Origin of the sequence: Sphingomonas sp. NY01 (genome assembly GCF_038809135.1) — a bacterium.
In the GTDB taxonomy this organism is placed as follows: Bacteria; Pseudomonadota; Alphaproteobacteria; order Sphingomonadales; family Sphingomonadaceae; genus Sphingomonas; species Sphingomonas carotinifaciens.
This window is the reverse complement of sequence record NZ_CP101722.1, coordinates 19,988-36,369: the sequence shown is the minus strand read 5'-3', so window position 1 is coordinate 36,369 and position 16,382 is coordinate 19,988. Positions and strand designations below refer to the sequence as shown.

General features: G+C 69.2%; 17 protein-coding genes. 15 read left to right on the top strand and 2 right to left on the bottom strand.

Features of this window, described 5'->3' with window-relative positions:
* Positions 1–44: 44 nt before the first annotated feature.
* The gene (locus NPJ82_RS00215) at positions 45–911 is read right to left on the bottom strand and encodes a flagellin (RefSeq protein WP_267347729.1); all 867 of its coding nucleotides are present in this window, start codon (positions 909–911) and stop codon (positions 45–47) included.
* A gap of 298 nt (positions 912–1,209) precedes the next feature.
* Between NPJ82_RS00215 and NPJ82_RS00210 the strand changes: the two genes are divergently transcribed.
* From NPJ82_RS00210 to NPJ82_RS00140, 15 genes are all read left to right on the top strand, one after another.
* A complete protein-coding gene (locus tag NPJ82_RS00210) occupies positions 1,210–2,487 on the top strand; it encodes a sigma-54 dependent transcriptional regulator (protein ID WP_112381681.1) in 1,278 nt (425 codons plus the stop codon).
* Positions 2,484–2,858 (top strand): flagellar hook-basal body complex protein FliE, encoded by a 375-nt coding sequence (gene fliE, locus NPJ82_RS00205; RefSeq protein ID WP_112381680.1) that lies wholly within the window; start codon positions 2,484–2,486, stop codon positions 2,856–2,858. The genes NPJ82_RS00210 and fliE overlap by 4 nt, the downstream gene beginning before the upstream one ends.
* A 1-nt stretch (position 2,859) precedes the next feature.
* The gene (gene fliF / locus NPJ82_RS00200; RefSeq protein WP_342657969.1) at positions 2,860–4,566 is read left to right on the top strand and encodes a flagellar basal-body MS-ring/collar protein FliF; all 1,707 of its coding nucleotides are present in this window, start codon (positions 2,860–2,862) and stop codon (positions 4,564–4,566) included.
* On the top strand, positions 4,566–5,585 hold the full coding sequence (gene fliG, locus NPJ82_RS00195) for a flagellar motor switch protein FliG (RefSeq protein ID WP_112381678.1): 1,020 nt from the start codon (positions 4,566–4,568) through the stop codon (positions 5,583–5,585). Before fliF ends, fliG begins: the two co-directional genes overlap by 1 nt.
* Positions 5,578–6,327, top strand: a complete 750-nt coding sequence (locus NPJ82_RS00190) for a FliH/SctL family protein (RefSeq protein ID WP_112381677.1) — start codon at positions 5,578–5,580, stop codon at positions 6,325–6,327. The genes fliG and NPJ82_RS00190 overlap by 8 nt, the downstream gene beginning before the upstream one ends.
* Positions 6,321–7,655 carry a FliI/YscN family ATPase gene (locus tag NPJ82_RS00185; protein WP_342657968.1) on the top strand — a complete coding sequence of 445 codons (1,335 nt, stop codon included), beginning with the start codon at positions 6,321–6,323 and terminating at the stop codon, positions 7,653–7,655. Before NPJ82_RS00190 ends, NPJ82_RS00185 begins: the two co-directional genes overlap by 7 nt.
* Positions 7,652–8,080: a hypothetical protein gene (locus NPJ82_RS00180; protein WP_342657967.1), complete on the top strand. Its 429-nt coding sequence runs from the start codon at positions 7,652–7,654 to the stop codon at positions 8,078–8,080. The genes NPJ82_RS00185 and NPJ82_RS00180 overlap by 4 nt, the downstream gene beginning before the upstream one ends.
* A 33-nt stretch (positions 8,081–8,113) precedes the next feature.
* Positions 8,114–9,892, top strand: a complete 1,779-nt coding sequence (locus tag NPJ82_RS00175; RefSeq protein ID WP_342657966.1) for a flagellar hook-length control protein FliK — start codon at positions 8,114–8,116, stop codon at positions 9,890–9,892.
* A 12-nt stretch (positions 9,893–9,904) separates the two neighbouring features.
* Positions 9,905–10,564 (top strand): flagellar basal body-associated FliL family protein, encoded by a 660-nt coding sequence (locus tag NPJ82_RS00170; protein WP_342657965.1) that lies wholly within the window; start codon positions 9,905–9,907, stop codon positions 10,562–10,564.
* 3 nt (positions 10,565–10,567) lie between these two features.
* Positions 10,568–11,506, top strand: coding sequence for a flagellar motor switch protein FliM (locus NPJ82_RS00165; RefSeq protein ID WP_112381672.1), 939 nt, complete (start codon positions 10,568–10,570; stop codon positions 11,504–11,506).
* On the top strand, positions 11,503–11,793 hold the full coding sequence (fliN, locus tag NPJ82_RS00160) for a flagellar motor switch protein FliN (RefSeq protein ID WP_112381671.1): 291 nt from the start codon (positions 11,503–11,505) through the stop codon (positions 11,791–11,793). The genes NPJ82_RS00165 and fliN overlap by 4 nt, the downstream gene beginning before the upstream one ends.
* A gap of 13 nt (positions 11,794–11,806) precedes the next feature.
* A complete protein-coding gene (locus NPJ82_RS00155) occupies positions 11,807–12,115 on the top strand; it encodes a flagellar biosynthetic protein FliO (protein ID WP_112381670.1) in 309 nt (102 codons plus the stop codon).
* A complete protein-coding gene (gene fliP, locus NPJ82_RS00150; RefSeq protein ID WP_342657964.1) occupies positions 12,112–12,984 on the top strand; it encodes a flagellar type III secretion system pore protein FliP in 873 nt (290 codons plus the stop codon). Before NPJ82_RS00155 ends, fliP begins: the two co-directional genes overlap by 4 nt.
* 61 nt (positions 12,985–13,045) lie before the next feature.
* The gene (locus NPJ82_RS00145) at positions 13,046–14,473 is read left to right on the top strand and encodes a M48 family metalloprotease (RefSeq protein ID WP_342657963.1); all 1,428 of its coding nucleotides are present in this window, start codon (positions 13,046–13,048) and stop codon (positions 14,471–14,473) included.
* Positions 14,474–14,507: 34 nt separating this feature from the next.
* Entirely contained in the window at positions 14,508–15,530 is a 1,023-nt protein-coding gene (locus NPJ82_RS00140; RefSeq protein ID WP_342657962.1) for a glycosyltransferase family 2 protein, read from the top strand.
* Between the two features lie 121 nt (positions 15,531–15,651).
* Here NPJ82_RS00140 and NPJ82_RS00135 read toward each other — a convergent pair whose 3' ends face one another.
* Complete coding sequence (locus NPJ82_RS00135) at positions 15,652–16,380, bottom strand: class I SAM-dependent methyltransferase (protein WP_342657961.1); 729 nt, start codon at positions 16,378–16,380, stop codon at positions 15,652–15,654.
* Positions 16,381–16,382: the final 2 nt, after the last annotated feature.

The window sequence follows — 16,382 nt, the reverse complement described above, 5'->3', positions numbered from 1 at the left end:
GTACCTGCCGCCCCGGCCGGGCCGAGGCGGTGGGGTCGGGCCGGTTAGCCGAGCAGCTTCAGCACACCCTGCTGCGACTGGTTCGCCTGGCTGAGCATCGCGGTCGACGCCTGGCTGAGGATCTGCGCCTTGGCGAGTGCGGTCGTTTCTTCCGAGAAGTCGGTGTCCTCGATGCGGCTGCGGGCTTCCGACAGGTTGGTCGCGTTCGAAGTCAGGTTGTTGACCGCGGACTGGATGCGGTTCTGTGCGGCGCCGAGACCGGCGCGGACGTTGGCAACCTTGCCGATCGCGGTGTCGAACTGGGCGAGCGTTGCACTGGCATTGACCGAAGCAGGAACGGCCGGCGGGCCTGCGACGGCGGCGGTGATGACGTTGGTGACGGCCGCGTCGTCGGTAAGACGAGCCAGCGTCACCTCGATCTTGTCGCTGGCATTCGCGCCTGCCTGAATGCTGACCTTGCCATCAGTGCCTGCAGCCGGCGTGGCAGCGGTCGATCCGTCGAACAGCTTGATGCCGTTGAACGAGGTGTTGGACAGCACGTTGCTGATCTGCTGCGCGAGAGCGTCCTGCTCCGACTTGATGTTCGTCTTGTCGTTGGCCGAGTAGGTGCCGTTTTCCTTCTGCACCGCCAGTTCACGCATACGCTGCAGCATGTTGCTGACCTCGTCGAGCGCGCCTTCGCCGGTCTGGGCCAGCGAGATCGCGTCGTTCGCGTTGCGGATGCCCTGGTTCATGCCCTTGATCTGCGCGGTCATCGACGCCGAGATGGCGAGACCGGCGGCATCGTCCTTGGCCGAGTTGATGCGCTTGCCGGTGGACAGGCGCTGCATCGAATTGCCCAGCGCGTTCTGTGCCGAGGTCGATGCGGCGGTGGCGCGCAGCGCGCTGATGTTGCTGGCAATAACGGTCATTTCGGAAACTCCATCTCTTGCTCGGCGAACCTTTCCGATCCCCATCGGATCACCGAGCCGCCAAGTGGAGAAACGGCAAGGCGGCGGCAGGTTTTAGCCGGATGTCGGAAAAATCTTGCCGGTCTTGCCGGTTCGGTTGCCGCCGGGGCGCTCCTCGCGCGGGCGCGATGCGGGCCTGCGCGCGCGTGCTCACGCACGGGGGCGACGCGCCCGGAAATAGTTTGCCGGCAAGCGGCCGAATTAACCTTTTTTTGGGGACGAATCGAGCATTGGGGACGGCGAAAGGAATGTCCCTCCGATGCCGTCGATTCTTCCCTCTGCTGTTCTTGCGAAGCGCCGTTACGCGCTGCTGTCGTCGCTCCGCGCGCAGGGCATGACCGTGGTCGAAGGCGGCGCGGGCCAGCCGGGCGATACCTTCCTGGTCGCCGAGGACGAGGCGATCGCGGCACCGGCGCGGACGATCGTGGTCGGCGATGCCGGGCGGCGGCTGGAGCGGCCCGGCAACGGGTTGCCGACGCGGATCGCGTTCGGGCCGGAGGACGGGGCGGTCGGCAACGGCTTCATGCGGGCGCTGCTGGCGGGGGCGGGCATGCCCACCGCGGCGGACCCGGAGAGCCTGGCGCTGTTCACGCTGGCCGAGCGTGTGGCGCAGGCCGACATCACCGTGCTGATCAACGGGCCGACCGGCACCGGCAAGGAAGTGCTGGCGCGCGCGATCCACGCCAATTCGGCACGCGCCGACAAGCCGTTCATCGCGATCAACTGCGCAGCACTGCCCGAGGCGATGCTGGAAGCGCTGCTGTTCGGGCACCAGAAGGGCGCGTTCACCGGTGCGTCGTCGGGCGGCGAGGGCTTCTTCCGCGCGGCCGATGGCGGCACGCTGCTGCTCGACGAGATCGCCGAGATGCCGCTGCAACTCCAGGCCAAGCTGCTGCGCGTGCTGCAGGAGCGCGAGGTGGTGCCGCTGGGCGCCAGCCTGCCGCAGGCGGTGGACGTGCGGGTGATCGCCTGCGCCAACCGCGACCTGCAGGCCGAGGTGGCGGCCGGCCGGTTCCGCGCCGACCTGTATTACCGGCTGGCGGTGTTTCCGCTGACCACCAAGGCGCTGGCCGAGCGTCGCGGCGACATCCCCGCGCTCGCCGCGACGATGATCCTGCGCCATGCCGGCAGCCGCAGCACCATCCCCTGGCCCACCGCCGAGGCGATCGAGACGCTGGTCGAGCATAGCTGGCCGGGCAATGTCCGCGAGCTGGAGAATGTGATCCAGCGCGCGCTGCTGTTCGCCGGCGGCGACACGATCGAGGCGAGCCATATCGTGTTCGACCGGCCGATGGTCGCCAACGATGTCGACCTGTCCTCTGCCGCGCAGCCCGCCGTGCCGGCGACGCTGGGCAAGGTGGTGCAGATGAGCGAGTTCGCCGCGATCCGCGAAACGCTGGCCGCCTGCGGCGGCAGCCGGATGGAGACCGCGCGGCGGCTGGGGATTTCAGAGCGCACGCTGCGCTATCGCCTCGCCAAGGCGCGCGAGCAGGGCGAGGATGTCGGCCTGCCCGGGCGTAAGGCGCTGTCCGCATGAGTATCGGGGGCGTCAACGGCGCCATGGGCGTCGACCGGGTGATGGCGCTGCGCGCGCAGATCCTGGAGCGCAATCAGGCGCTGAAGGCCGCGGCACAGACCGGTGGCGCACAGGCGGCCGAGGGTGCAGCGGCGGCGGCCAGCGCGCAGCCGGCAAGCTTTGCCGACACGCTGAACGAGGCGGTCAAAAGCGTCAACGACAGCCAGCAACAGGCCGCCAAGCTGTCCGAAAGCTATGAGCGCGGCGAAACCATGGACATCGCCAAGGTGATGCTGGCGCGCCAGCAGGCCTCGGTCGGGTTCGAGGCGACGCTGCAAGTGAGAAATAAACTTTTGTCCGCCTACAAGGACATCATGAGCATGCCGGTGTAACATGAGCACAGCGCTGACACCCGCCAACCCCGCCACGCCGGGCGGCCCGCAACTTCCCGAACGCTTCGCGAACCCGCTGCGCCAGATCAAGGGCGTGCTGGCGCAGCCCGCCGTGCGCCGTTCCGCGCCGATGGCGCTGCTGATCGGCCTGATCGCGGCGGCTGCACTCGCCTGGATGAGCCTGTCCACCCCGCCGCAAAAGACGTTGTTCAGCAATTTGTCGGATGCGGACAAGCAGGCGGTGACCACCGCGCTCAACACCGGCAACATCGCCAGCCGCATCGACGATGCGACCGGCGCGCTGACGGTGAGCGAGGAGGATTATTCCAAGGCGCGGATGCTGCTGGCGGGTCAGGGCCTGCCGAAGGAAGCACCGGGCGGCTACGCGATCCTGGACCAGTTGCCGATGGGCGTCAGCCGGGCGGTGGAGGGCGAGCGCCTGCGCCAGGCGCGCGAAAGCGAACTGGCCCGGTCGATCCAGGAGATCGACGCGGTCGCCGAGGCGCGGGTGCACCTCGCCATGCCCGAGGCGTCGGTGTTCGTGCGCGACAGCGCCGCGCCCTCGGCCTCGGTGATCCTGAAGCTGAACGCCGGGCGGTCGCTGTCCGACGCGCAGGTGCAGTCGATCGTCAACCTCGTCGCCTCGTCGGTGCCGGGCATGAAGCCGTCGGGCGTGACGATCGTCGACCAGATGGGCGGGCTGCTGACCAAGGACGGCGCGGCCGCCGGCAATGGCGACGATCGCCGCATCGAATTCCAGCGCCGGCTGGAGGACAAGTATCGCACCCAGCTCATCCAGTTGCTGACCCCGCTGGTCGGCAGCGGCAACTTCACCACCGAGGTGCAGGCCGAGGTCAATCTGGACGAGACCAGCGCGACGCGCGAATCCTACGACAAGCAGGGTACCCTGCGGGCCGAGACGGGCAACTGGACGGGCAATCTGGCGAATGCGACGCCGCCGGGGGGCATTCCCGGTGCGCTGTCCAACACGCCGCCGCCCGCCAGCACCTTGCAGGTGCCGCCCAACCCTGCGCCGGGCACCCCCGGCACGCCGGAGAACCAGCCGGTGGCGGGTGGCGCGGCCCCCAATGCCGCCAAGCAATCCGATACCTTCCAGCGCGCCTATGACCTGGGCAAGGAAGTGTCGGTGACGCATGCCGCACCGGGCTCGATCAAGCGGCTGACCGTGGCGGTGCTGCTGCGCGATCCCGCCACCGGCCGGCGCACCGCGATGGAGATCAACCAGATCAGCGACCTGGTGAAGAGCGCGGTCGGCTTCGACCAGGGGCGTAACGACAACGTCACCGTGATCAGCCGCAAGTTCGCCGATACGGGTGCGGCGACCGACGGTCCGGCCTGGTACGACAATGCCTGGCTGCCGGTGCTGGCGCGCAACGGCACCGCGATCGTGATCGCGCTGCTCGTCCTGCTGCTGGGCGTCCGCCCGCTGGTGAAGAGCATGACGAAGAAGAAGGAAGACGAGACCAAGGCGCTGCCGATGGGTGCGGCGGGCGAGGCGGAGGGCGAGGATGCCGCCGCCGTGACCGGGCCGGACGGCATCGCGGTGCAGCCGCCCGTGACGCTGGAGCAGATCGAGGCGACGCGCAATTTCGACGAGCGGATCGGCGCGGTGCGCGGCTTCACCCGTGACAACCCGGCGCGCGCGGCGCTGGCGGTGCGCGACATGATCAAGGCGGAAGCGAACTGATGGACGCCGAAGTCGCCGCGGGCGCGCGCACCTATACCGGCGTGGAGCGTGCCGCGGTCCTGATGATGCTGGTCGGCGAGGACGAAGCCGCCGCCATCCTGCAGAAGCTGGACCCGGACGAGGTGCGCGAACTGGGCCGCGCGATGTATGCCGTTGCCGATGTCAGCGAGCAGGAGGTCGAGGATGTGCTCGACACCTTCGTGTCCGCCGCCCGGCAGCGCGCGACCATCGCGTTCGAGCCGCGCCCGGTGGTGGAGGCGGTGATGAGCCGCGCGCTGGGGCCGGCCAAGGCGGACAGCGTGCTGGCGCGGATCACGCCGCCCGAGGCGGCCGCCGAAATCGAACTGCTCGCCTGGCTGGACCCGACCGACATCGCCGCGATGCTGGACAAGGAACATCCGCAGATCGCCGCGGTGGTGATCGCCAATTGCGATCCGGCGGTGGCGGGACAGGTGCTGGAGCTGCTGCCCGATGCGGTGCAGCCCGACATCCTGCACCGCATCGCGCGGCTGGGCCCGGTGGCGCCCGAGGCGATCGACATGCTGCGCGACCTGATCACGCGGCAAAGCGGCAGCGGCCAGCAGGCGCAGGGCGTCACGCTGGGCGGCACGCGCGAGGCGGCCAAGATCCTGTCGAGCGCGCGCAAGGCGACCGAACAGCGCGTCATGCCCAAGCTGTTCAAGATCGATCGCGAACTGGCCAAGCAGATCGAGGAAGCGTTGTTCGTCTTCGAGAACCTGCTGGAGCTGGACGACAAGAATCTGGGCACGCTGATCCGCAACGTCGACGGCGACATTCTGGTCCGCTCGCTCAAGGGCGTGGACGAGGGCGTGCGCAACCGCTTCCTGGGCTGCATGTCGTCGCGCGCGGCCGACAATATGCGCGACGAGATCGAAGGGCGCGGGCCGATGAAGCTGTCCGAAGTGCTGGAAGCGCAAAAGGCGATGATCCAGATCGCCCGCAACCTGGCCAAGGACGGCACGATCGTGATGGGCGGCGGCGAGGACGACTATGTCTGATTTCATTGCCGGTTTCGCGGCGCGCCACGATGCGGCGGCGGCGGCCCTGCACCAGGCCTTCTCGCCCCAGCCGGCGGGTTTCGCGGCGGTCGACCTGATCGAGGTGCGCAGCCCTGTTGGCTTTACGCCGCGCGCGACGCCGGCCGGGCCGATGCCCGAACCGGAACCCGAGATGGTGGCGCCCAAGCATTTCAGCCCCGCCGACCGCGAAGCCAATCCGACCGCGGGTTGGGACATGATGGACCCGTGCCTGGACGCGACGCCGTTCATCGATCCGGTGGAGGCGGCGCATGCCGCAGGGTTTGCCGAGGGGATGGCGGCAGCGCAGGCGCAGGCGCAGTTGCAGGAGGATGCGCTGCTGGTGGGGATCCAGGCGGCGCTGAGCGGGGGGCGGATCGATCGCGAGGCGTTGGCGGGGCAGTTGCGGCAGACGGTGCTGTTCCTGGTGTCGAAGCTGGTGGGCGAGGTCGGGGTGGCCGCCGAGCGGCTGGCCGGGCGCGTCGAGGTGGCGAGCGAGATGCTGGCCGATGCGGCGGAGTCCGCGCTGCTGCGCGTGCACCCCGACGATGTCGCGCTGCTGCAAGGACGTTTGCCGGACACGGTTTTTCCGGTGGGTGACGCAAGCGTGGCGCGCGGCAGCTTCGTGCTGGAAAGCGCCTCCACCGTGGTCGAGGATGGCCCGGCGCTGTGGCTGGACCAGTTGGCGCAGGCGATGGACAGGGTGCCCGTTCCCGCATGTTGAACCGTTTCGCCGCCGATTACCTCGGAACGCTGGGCAGTGCCGATTTCACCGCGGCACCGCGCGTGTCCGGGCGCCTGTCCTCCTATGACGGATTGCTGATGGAGGCGGTCGGGCTGAACCTGGCGGTCGGCACGGTGTGCGAGGTCGGCGGCGAGGGCGATGCGCGGATCGAGGCGGAGGTGATCGGTTTCCGCAACGGCCGCACGCTGATGATGAACCTGGGCGGGCCGGCGCCGCTGCTGCCGCGTGCACCCGTCAGGCCGATGGGCGCACCGGGCGAGGCGGAGGTGGGTGCCGCCATGCTGGGCCGCGTCGTCGACGGCGCGGGCAAGCCGATCGACGGACTGGGACCGATCCGGGGTGCGGCGCGCTGGCCGCTGGCGGGCAAGCTGCAATCGCCGCTGGACCGCGGCCGGGTGCTGGCGCCGATGGACGTCGGCGTGCGGGCGATCAACGGGCTCTTGACCATCGGCCTTGGCCAGCGGGTCGGCATCATGGCGGGATCGGGCGTCGGCAAGTCGGTGCTGCTGGGCATGATGGTGCGCGCGGCACAGGCGGACGTGATCGTCATCGGCCTGATCGGCGAGCGCAGCCGCGAGGTCGCCGACTTTCTGGAAACCAAGGTGGCGGGCGAGGCGCGGGCGCGGTCGGTGGTGGTCGCGGTGCCGGCCAATCATTCGCCGGTGCTGCGCATCCGCGGCGCCCTGCGCGCGACCGCGATCGCCGAAGCGTTCCGCGCCGAGGGCAGACGCGTCCTGCTGATCATGGATTCGCTGACCCGCGTCGCGCATGCGGGCCGCGAAATCGGGCTGGCACTGGGCGAGCCGGCCTCGGCGCGCGGATATCCGCCGTCCGCCATCGCGATGCTGCCCAACCTGATCGAGCGGGCGGGCGCCGATGCGCATGGGACGGGGTCGATCACCGCGATCTACACCGTGCTGGCGGACGGCGACGACGGCAACGACCCGGTGGTCGATTCGGCGCGCTCGATCCTGGACGGGCATATCGTGCTGAGCCGGCAACTGGCCGAGCGCGGCGTGTATCCGGCGATCGACATCGGTCCCTCGGTCAGCCGCGTGATGAACGATATCGTGTCCAAGCCGCATGCCAAGGCCGCACGCGTGCTGCGCCGGCATCTGGCGACCTATGAGGAAAATCGCGACCTGGTGCTGATGGGCGCGTACCGGGCGGGTACCGACGCCGCGATCGACAATGCGATCGCCGCGCACCCGGCGGTGATGGAATATATCCGGCAGGATTACGACAGCGCGGTGCCGATCGACATGGCGGTGGACGAGCTGGTCGGCGTGTTCGGCACCGACGGATGACGAAGCGGCGCGAGGCGACGCTGGCGCGTATCCACCGGGTCCGGACGTTGCAGCTGAACCTGCGGATGGGGGATGAGGCGCGGGCGCGCGAGCACGTGGCGAGCGAGCAGGCACTGTCGGCGCGGATCGCCGGGCTGGTCGATGCGGTGGCGCCGGTGCCGACCGCGCCGTCGGCCAGCGTGTCGCTGATGGCGGCGGCGCATTTTCGCGAGCGGCTGCACCAGTCCGCCGAAATCGCGCTGCGCCGCATCGCGCAGGCCGAGCAGCAGGCGGACGCGGCGGCCGAACAGACCCGCAGCGCCAAACGCGACCAGAGCGCGGTCGAAAAGCTGATCGAACGGGCGCAGGCCGCCGCCGTCATGCGCGAAATGCGCGCGCTGGAAGACGCGCCGGCCAATCGGAAGAACCGGCACGATCCTTGCTGATCCCGTTCTTCATGACGTTGGGGGTTCATCATCATGATTGAGATCGCGAGTGCGATCGGCCGCGCGCCCGCGCCCGCCGGGGCGACAGGGGCGATGCCGGTGGGGGACGGCGCGGCATTCGCGCTGTCGCTGGCGTCGTTTCTGTCGCTTCAGGAGGGGACGGCGGATGTCGCGGCGGTGCCGGCACCGGCAGTGACCGGGCAGGATGATGCCACCGGCGGCAATGCGTTGCCGGAGGGGATGGGGGCGTTGCCGGAAGAGGCGGGGGCCCTGCCGGCGATGGGCAGCATGGTGCCGTTCATGGTGACGATGCCGGTGGTGCCGGTGGCGATCGATCCGGTTGCGCCGACCTCCACCGGGTCGCCGGCGCCGGTGGCCGCCGAGCCGATGATGCCCGGTGTGGCGCAGGGCGGCAGTTCCCCGCGGCCGGCGATGCTGGCTGGCACCGGCCTTGCCGTCGTGCAGCTTGCCACGGTCGCCGCCGAGGCACCGGCGACGGTCGAAGTGCCGGCGGCCGTGACGTCGCGGTCCGATGGGGCTCGCGCATCGATCGATCCGGCGCCGGCAGCGGTCGCGTCCCCATCGACGCAGCCGGTGGCGGTGCCGGGTGGGCACGCGGGCGGATCGGCACCGGTCGGATTCCCCGCCGGGGGGGACAAGATGGGCCTGCCCGCCGCGATGGCGACGGACAGGGGTCCGGTGGCGGGCGCAGCGCCGATGGTCATACCCGCGCGCTTCGCGAAGGCCGCGGCGGGAAGCGATCTTCCCACCGGTGTGACGGTGGTCGAACCCGGCACGGATGCCGTGCCCCGATCGGTGGCCGCAAATCCCGGCGCGCCGCTGGCGGTGCCCGTTCCGGCGCGCTTCGCCCTGCCGGTGACGACGCAGGCTGGTGCCGACAGCGGCGTGGCGCAGGCGCCGGTGGCGAACGATACCGGCGCAGCGGCAGCGCAACCGGCCGGCATAACCGTGCAGATGGAGCCCGGCGCGCCGTCCACTCCGGCGTCGGTCCGACCGGCGGCGGTTTCGGGTGAGGCGACGCCATCATCCTTCGCGGCCCCGCAACCCGTCGGTGCAAGCCGGACCGGGCAGGAGGCGCCGATGGCGATCCGGCCTGCGACGGGTTCGGATGGAGCCACGCAGATTTCGCCGGCGATGGATCGTGGCGCGGCGCCGCGATCGGCGACGGCGGACATGCCCCAGCCGATCAAGGCGGGGGATGCCGCCCCGGCGTTTCAGCTGTTCGCCAGCGCGTTGCACCGCGATGCCGGGCTGCGGGAGGACAGGGGCGGGCCGGTCGAGGCACCGCTGGCACCGGGGTTGGTCGCGCCGGTTGCAACGGTGCCGGCCACCGCCGCGGCGCAGGACGCGTCGCTCGACATGCGGCAGGACCAGTGGCCGCAGGGGATGATCGACCGCATCGAGGCGCTGCGCGATCAGGCGGATGCGAACGATGCGCGCATCCGGCTGGTACCCGACGCGCTGGGCACGATCGACATCGCGATCAGCCGCCGCGACGATCAGATGCATGTCCGTTTCGAGGCGGAACAGGCGCAAACGCGCGCGATGCTGGCCCAGGCGCAACCGGAACTGACGGCGCTGGCGAGCGCGCGCGGGTTGAAGCTGGGCGAGGCCGCGCCGGATGCACGCCAGATGACCGGCGGCGGGCAGGATATGGGACAAAATCCGGGGCAGGACCGGGCCTTTACCCAACAGCAGCATCAGCCGCGTACCCTGCGCAACCGCACATCGGCGGGGAGCCCTGCCGATTCGCTGCCTGACGACAGCGCCGCCGCGACACGAATCGCCTGAGGATAGAATGACATGAGCGACACCAAGGAAGACGCGCCCCCCAAGAAGAAGGGCAAGCTGGGCAAGATGCTGATCATGGGCGTCGGCCTGCTGGCGCTGCTCGGCGGCGGCATGGGCGCCGGGCTGTATGCCGCCAATTCCGGCCTGATCGGCGGCGGCGGGCATGGCGGGGCCGAGGATCATGGCCCCAAGCTGATCCCCAAGGCGGAGCAGAAGCGCAGCGCCGAGGGCGGCGAGCATGGCGGCGGCGAGGGCGGCGGCGAATCGGGTGGCGGTCACGGTGAATCGGGCGAGGCCGCGCCGGAGGAGCATGCCGGCCTGCCCTCTCCCACGCCGGGCGTGGGGGGCGAGCGCTATGCCTCCAACTATTTCGCGATGGAAAAGGAGTTCACGTCGAACCTGACCGATTCGGTGCACTTCATCCAGGTCGGGATCGCGGTGTCGACGCCCTATGACGACACCGTCATCAACAACCTGAAAACCAACGACATCGCGGTCCGCTCGGCGATCCTGATGACGCTGGGCGACACGACGGAGGAACAGGTCTTCTCCAGCGCGGGCAAGAAGCAGCTCCAGAAGCGGCTGGCCGATTCAATCAACCAGGTTTTGCGGCAGAAAGAGGGGTTTGGCGGAATCAGTAACGTGTACTTTACCAATTTCGTTGTTCAGTGAGGCATGGTTAACGGCCCGGACATCGCAGAACGACGCGAGCGCGCCCGCCCTGCATCGGCCGATCACGGCCTGCTGGGCGAGGCGAAGCTCAATCCGTTCGGCGACCTCCACACGTTGCAGCACCTGTCCGCGCGCTATGCGCGGTCGCTCAGGAGCCTGTTCGAGCCGTTGTTGCGTCAGGAAGTGCGCAGTTGGGCCGAGCCGCTGGTCGTCCAGCGTTTCGCCGATTACCGGGCGGAGCGCGGCGACGCGCTGACCGCCTGGGTGCCGCTGACCATGCCGCCACAGGCCGATCAGGGCCTGTGCGTGCTGGACGGACGGTTCGTGCTGGAATTGCTCGACCTGTTCTTCGGCGGGTCGGGTGCGGCACCGGCGATGCTGCCGAGCGAATTCTCGCCCGCGACCGAGGCGATGGTGGAACGGCTGGGCGCGATGCTGGTCGAGCCGCTGCGCCAGGCCTGGGAGCCGCTGGCCCGGATCGAGTTCGTGCCGGCGCGGCCCGAGGCGAGCGCGGCGATGCTGCCCGGCTTCGACGGTGACGACGCGATGATCGTCACCCGCTTCGGCATCGCGGCGGGCACCGCCCTGCCGGTGTTCATCGACCTGCTTTATCCGGTATCCGCGCTGAAGCCGCATGGCGCCGCGCTGACCGGCAAGGTGGTGTCCAAGCCCGTCGACACCGATCCGGGCTGGCGCAGCGAATTGACCCGCGCGGTGATGGGCGTGCGCTTCACCGTCCGCTCGGTGCTGGCCGAGCCGGTCGTGCCGCTCCAGACGCTGATGACGCTGAAGCCCGGTGACGTCATTCCGATCAGTTTCGGTCCCGAGGTTCCGGTGATGGTCGGCAACGACCTGCTGGGCACCGGCACCGTGGGCGCCGCCAACGGCCATGCCGCCGTGCGCCTGACCTCTCTAGTTCGCACCGAAGGATCGCTGCAATGAACGACATGACCGGCGGTTTTCCGATCGATGGATCGGTGACCGCCAATTTCCGGCTGCTCCAGGATGTGGACGTGAAGCTGACCGTCGAGATCGGATCGACGCAGCTGTCGCTGCGCGAGCTGCTGGCGCTGGGCGAATCGAGCGTGATCGAGCTGGACCGCCGCGCCAACGAACTGCTGGACGTGTTCGTCAACGGCACGCTGATCGGCCGGGGCGAGGTGGTGACGGTGGGCGACCGCTTCGGCGTGCGCATGACCGAGCTCGTCAATCCCGACAAGCGCGCCTGAGGCCCCGACGCCCATGATGTGGTCCTATATCCTGAAGCTGGTCGTGCTGTTGCCGCTCGTCTGCGGCCTGATGATCGGGTGCCTTTATGCGTGGCGCAAGCTGGAGACGCGCCTGCCAGGCAAGACGCAGGCGCGCACGATCGCGGTCAAGGAGACGATGATGATCTCGCCCGGCCTGCGGCTGGCGGTGATCGATTTCGAGGGGCGGCGGCTGCTCGTCTCGGTCGGGCGCGGCGGGGTGACGCTGGTCGACAAGATCGACGCGGCGGGTGAGCCGAGCGGCCTCGGCCGCTTCGTGCCGGACAGGAACCACCGGGCATGAGCATCTCGGTCACGCGGCGCGGCACCGGGCCGGCGCTGATCCAGGGGCGCGCGCAGTCGCCGCGTGCGGGCGGCGGATCGCGGCTGATCTGGATCCTCTTGGCGATCGTGGTCGCCTTCTTCGTGGCGATGCCGGCCTTTGCGCAAGCTGCGCCCGCGGCCCCTCCCGCGCCGGGGGTGGGGGATGCGGTGGACCGCGCGCTGGGGCAGCTGGGCGGCGGAGGCACGGGCCAGTCCGGCTCGCTGTCGCTGTCGCTCCAGGTCCTTATCATCATGGGCCTGCTGACGATCCTGCCGGGCATCCTGTTGATGATGACCAGCTTTACCCGGATCGTGATCGTGCTGGCGGTGCTGCGCCAGGCGCTGGGCCTGCAACAGACGCCGCCCAACCAGGTGCTGATCGGCCTGTCGCTGTTCCTGTCGCTGTTCATCATGGCCCCGACGATCAACCAGATGAATAGCCAGGCCATCCAGCCCTATGCAGAAGGACGGCTGGCCGGCACGCAGATGATCCAGGCCGCCGGCGCGCCGCTTCACGCCTTCATGGCCAAGCAGACGCGGGTGAAGGACGTGACGATGTTCGCGCAGATGGCGAAATCGGGCCCCTATGCCTCGCCGAACGACATTCCCTATGCGGTGCTGCTCCCCGCGTTCGTGACCAGCGAGCTGAAGACCGCGTTCCAGATCGGTTTCCTGATCTTTCTGCCGTTCATCGTCATCGATCTGGTGGTCGCCACCGTGCTGATGTCGCTGGGCATGATGATGTTGTCGCCCTCGATCATATCGCTGCCGTTCAAGCTGTTGCTGTTCGTGCTGGTCGATGGATGGGCGCTGACCATGGGCAGCCTGGCGAACAGTTTCGCGACATAGCGGGGACAGCGCGGGAGGAACCTAGCCGCATCTTGTGCTTTCCGCAGGGAAAGGGAGCCTTATGCGCCATTTCATCACCGCCGCCGCGCTTGTCGCGCTGACCGCCACGCCCGCCCTTGCCCAGACGCGCTCCATTTCCGCGAGCGAGAAGGCGCAAGGGGCGCGGGCCAATCCCGAACTGCTCGCCGAATTCGGTGGGCCGTATCGCGGGCCGCAGGCGGCCTATGTCGAGCGGGTCGGCAAGCGGGTGGCGGTGCAGTCCGGCCTGTCGAACGCGCAGGGCGATTTCACCGTCACGCTGCTCAACTCGCCGGTGGAGAACGCCTTCGCGATCCCCGGCGGCTATGTCTATGTCACGCGGCAGTTGCTGGCGTTGATGAATTCCGAGGCCGAACTCGCCTCGGTGCTGGGGCACGAGGTCGGTCACGTCGCGGCACGCCATTCGCAGGGGCGGCAGCGGGCATCGACGATCGGATCGATCCTGGCGGCGGGCGCAGGGCTTCTCACCGGCAGCAACCTGATCGGGCAGGGGGTGAGCAGCGCGGCGCAACTGGGCGTGCTGGGTTATGGCCGCAACCAGGAATATCAGGCGGACGGGCTGGGCGTGCGCTACATCACCGCGGCCGGCTACGACCCCTATGCCGCCGCCGACATGCTGTCGGCGCTGGGTGCGTCCTCGCAACTGGCGCAGCGGACCTCGGGCCGCGATGCGACCGCGGTGCCGAGCTGGTTTTCGACCCACCCCAACAGCGAGGACCGGGTGCGCCGCGCGGTGAAGCTGGCGGCGGAAACGGGCCGGCCGGAGACGAACCCGGCGCAGGATACGGGCTTTCTGCGGATGCTGGACGGGCTGCCCTATGACGACGATCCGTCGCAGGGGGTGATCGACGGGCAGACCTTCCGCCATCCGGACCTGCGGCTGCGCTTCTCCGCACCCAGCGGATACCAGATCGCCAACGGCACCGATGCGGTTACCGTCGCCGGGCAGGGCGGGCAGGCACAGTTTCAGATCGGGCGCGGCAACGACCTGGCCGCGGCGATCAACGCGCGTTTCGCGACGCTGGCGGGCAATGCATCCTCGGCCGCCCCGGCGGGCGAGTTGCGGAGCGGAACGGCGAACGGCCTGTCCTATGCCTATCGCACCGCGCGGGCATCGGCCAACAACCGGGCGGTGGATGCGACGGTGGTCGCCTATCGCTTCCCCTCGGTGATCTATACCTTCACGCTGGTGACGCCGGCAGGCAGCGGTATCGGCCCGTTCGCGCCGCTGCTCGACAGCGTCGCCACGCTGACCCCGGCGGAAGCGGCGGCGATCAAGGGCAAGCGGGTGCGGATCGTGACGGTAAAGGCGGGCGACACCGTCGACAGCCTGGCGCGGCAGATGGCGTACCGGGATTATCAGCGCGAGCGGTTCATCACGCTGAACGGGCTGGACCCCGACGCGCCGCTGACGCCCGGCCATCTGGTGAAGGTGATCGTCAACGGGTGACGCGCGACCCGCGCGCGGCTACACCGCCGCGATCATGAATCGTCCCGCGCTGTCCGTCGTCATCCCCTGCTACAACGAAGCCGCGTGCCTGGCGCTGCTCCATGCCCGCGTGTCGGCGGCGGCGCGCGCGGCGGTGGGCGAGGATTATGAGATCGTCCTCATCAACGACGGATCGCGCGACGAGAGCTGGGCGGTGATGCAGCAACTGTCCGCCGCCGACCCCCGGCTGGTGGCGATCAACCTGTCGCGCAACCATGGCCACCAGCTGGCGCTGACCGCCGGCCTGGACCTTTGCAGCGGCGCGCAGATCCTGATCATCGATGCCGATTTGCAGGACCCGCCCGAACTGCTGGCCGACATGCGGCGCACGATGGTCGAGCAGGATGCCGATGTGGTCTATGCGGTGCGGCGCAAGCGGGCGGGCGAGACGCTGTTCAAGAAGGCGACGGCGGCGATCTTCTACCGGATGCTCGACCGGATGACGGACACGGCGATCCCGCTGGATACCGGCGATTTCCGCCTGATGAGCCGCCGGGCGCTGGACGCGCTGCTGTCGCTGCCCGAACAGGCGCGCTTCATCCGCGGCATGGTAGCATGGGTCGGGTTCCGGCAGGTGCCCTTCGCCTATGACCGCGCCGAGCGGCATGCGGGCGAAACCAACTATCCGCTGGGCAAGATGATGCGCCTCGCCTTCGATGCGGTGACGGGGTTTTCCACCGCGCCGCTGCGCTGGGCAAGCCATGTCGGGCTGGCGCTGACCGCGGTGTCGCTGCTGCTGATCGTCTATATCGCGGTGGGCTGGCTGTCGGGATCGGCGGTGCAGGGCTGGACCTCGACCATGCTGGTCAACGTGGTGCTGGGCGCGGTGCAGATGTTCGTGCTGGGGATGATCGGCGAATATCTGGGGCGGCTGTATATCGAGTCGAAGCGGCGGCCGCTGTATATCGTGGCCGATGTCGCCGGGCCGGTGCAGGGGCGGGCGACGCTGGGATTCCGGGCGGAGCCGGTGGGGGTGATCGAGCCTTTGCCCACGCCCCCTTCCGTCCGTTCCGAGTAGCGGCGACGCCCCCGGATCGAGGGGCATGGCCCGTGGTGCCGAGTGTCTCGATACGAACCCTCGATACGGCTCTGCGAGCCTACTCGGTCTCTACTCGACACGAACGGTTTCTTGAAAACCGTTATTTTGGCTCCGCCAGTGTGACGATCGAGACGCCGGGGGTCATCGGCAGCCGGCCGACGAGGTGGCGCTCCAGGCGGAAGATGGTCTCGAACGCGGTGTTGAGCGGTTTCGGCGGGGGCGAATCGTCGCTGTCGTCGCGGCCCGTCATGCGGCCGGCGAGGCGCGCGGCAGCGGCGAGTGGGAAGAGCAGCGAGTTGAAATAGGTCAGCTTCTTCGCGCGCAGGCCGGCCCGCTCGATCGCGGCGGCCAGCGTCGCCTTGGAATAGCGGCGATGGTGATGGTTCACCACGTCGTGCGCGGACCACATCCATTGATGCGCCGGCACCGCGATCAGGATCTTGCCGCCCGGCTTCAACAGGCCGCCCATCGCCTTCAGGGCGGCGACGTCATCCTCGATATGCTCGACCACGTCGAGCACCGCGACGAGGTCGTAGGCGCCGCGCTCGACACCGGGAAGCGCGGGGAGGGGCGCGTCGCCCACCGGGCGGCCGAGGCGTTCGCCGGCGATGGCGCGGGCGGCGGGGTCGATCTCGATCGCCTCGACCCGGCCGAAGCCGCTCAGCATCGGCAGGTTGTGGCCGGTGCCGCAGCCGATTTCCAGGATGCGCGCATCGGCCGGCAATGCGGCGTAGCGGGTGAGGTAATCGGCCAGGATGTCGCGGCGGGCGCGGTACCACCAATGGGTGGAATCATGCGCGGCCATACGGTCGTAAACGATGCGGTCCATGG

What these genes read in the sequence shown, in the direction of transcription:
- NPJ82_RS00190 (WP_112381677.1), top strand. Translation starts at nt 5,578, where the DNA reads ATGTCTGATTTCATTGCCGGTTTCGCGGCGCGCCACGATGCGGCGGCG.
- NPJ82_RS00145 (WP_342657963.1), top strand. Translation starts at nt 13,046, where the DNA reads ATGCGCCATTTCATCACCGCCGCCGCGCTTGTCGCGCTGACCGCCACG.
- NPJ82_RS00210 (WP_112381681.1), top strand. Translation starts at nt 1,210, where the DNA reads ATGCCGTCGATTCTTCCCTCTGCTGTTCTTGCGAAGCGCCGTTACGCG.
- fliP (WP_342657964.1), top strand. Translation starts at nt 12,112, where the DNA reads ATGAGCATCTCGGTCACGCGGCGCGGCACCGGGCCGGCGCTGATCCAG.
- NPJ82_RS00170 (WP_342657965.1), top strand. Translation starts at nt 9,905, where the DNA reads ATGAGCGACACCAAGGAAGACGCGCCCCCCAAGAAGAAGGGCAAGCTG.
- fliE (WP_112381680.1), top strand. Translation starts at nt 2,484, where the DNA reads ATGAGTATCGGGGGCGTCAACGGCGCCATGGGCGTCGACCGGGTGATG.
- NPJ82_RS00155 (WP_112381670.1), top strand. Translation starts at nt 11,807, where the DNA reads ATGATGTGGTCCTATATCCTGAAGCTGGTCGTGCTGTTGCCGCTCGTC.
- NPJ82_RS00180 (WP_342657967.1), top strand. Translation starts at nt 7,652, where the DNA reads ATGACGAAGCGGCGCGAGGCGACGCTGGCGCGTATCCACCGGGTCCGG.
- NPJ82_RS00135 (WP_342657961.1), bottom strand. Translation starts at nt 16,380, where the DNA reads ATGGACCGCATCGTTTACGACCGTATGGCCGCGCATGATTCCACCCAT.
- NPJ82_RS00165 (WP_112381672.1), top strand. Translation starts at nt 10,568, where the DNA reads ATGGTTAACGGCCCGGACATCGCAGAACGACGCGAGCGCGCCCGCCCT.
- NPJ82_RS00185 (WP_342657968.1), top strand. Translation starts at nt 6,321, where the DNA reads ATGTTGAACCGTTTCGCCGCCGATTACCTCGGAACGCTGGGCAGTGCC.
- fliG (WP_112381678.1), top strand. Translation starts at nt 4,566, where the DNA reads ATGGACGCCGAAGTCGCCGCGGGCGCGCGCACCTATACCGGCGTGGAG.
- NPJ82_RS00215 (WP_267347729.1), bottom strand. Translation starts at nt 911, where the DNA reads ATGACCGTTATTGCCAGCAACATCAGCGCGCTGCGCGCCACCGCCGCA.
- fliN (WP_112381671.1), top strand. Translation starts at nt 11,503, where the DNA reads ATGAACGACATGACCGGCGGTTTTCCGATCGATGGATCGGTGACCGCC.
- fliF (WP_342657969.1), top strand. Translation starts at nt 2,860, where the DNA reads ATGAGCACAGCGCTGACACCCGCCAACCCCGCCACGCCGGGCGGCCCG.
- NPJ82_RS00175 (WP_342657966.1), top strand. Translation starts at nt 8,114, where the DNA reads ATGATTGAGATCGCGAGTGCGATCGGCCGCGCGCCCGCGCCCGCCGGG.
- NPJ82_RS00140 (WP_342657962.1), top strand. Translation starts at nt 14,508, where the DNA reads ATGAATCGTCCCGCGCTGTCCGTCGTCATCCCCTGCTACAACGAAGCC.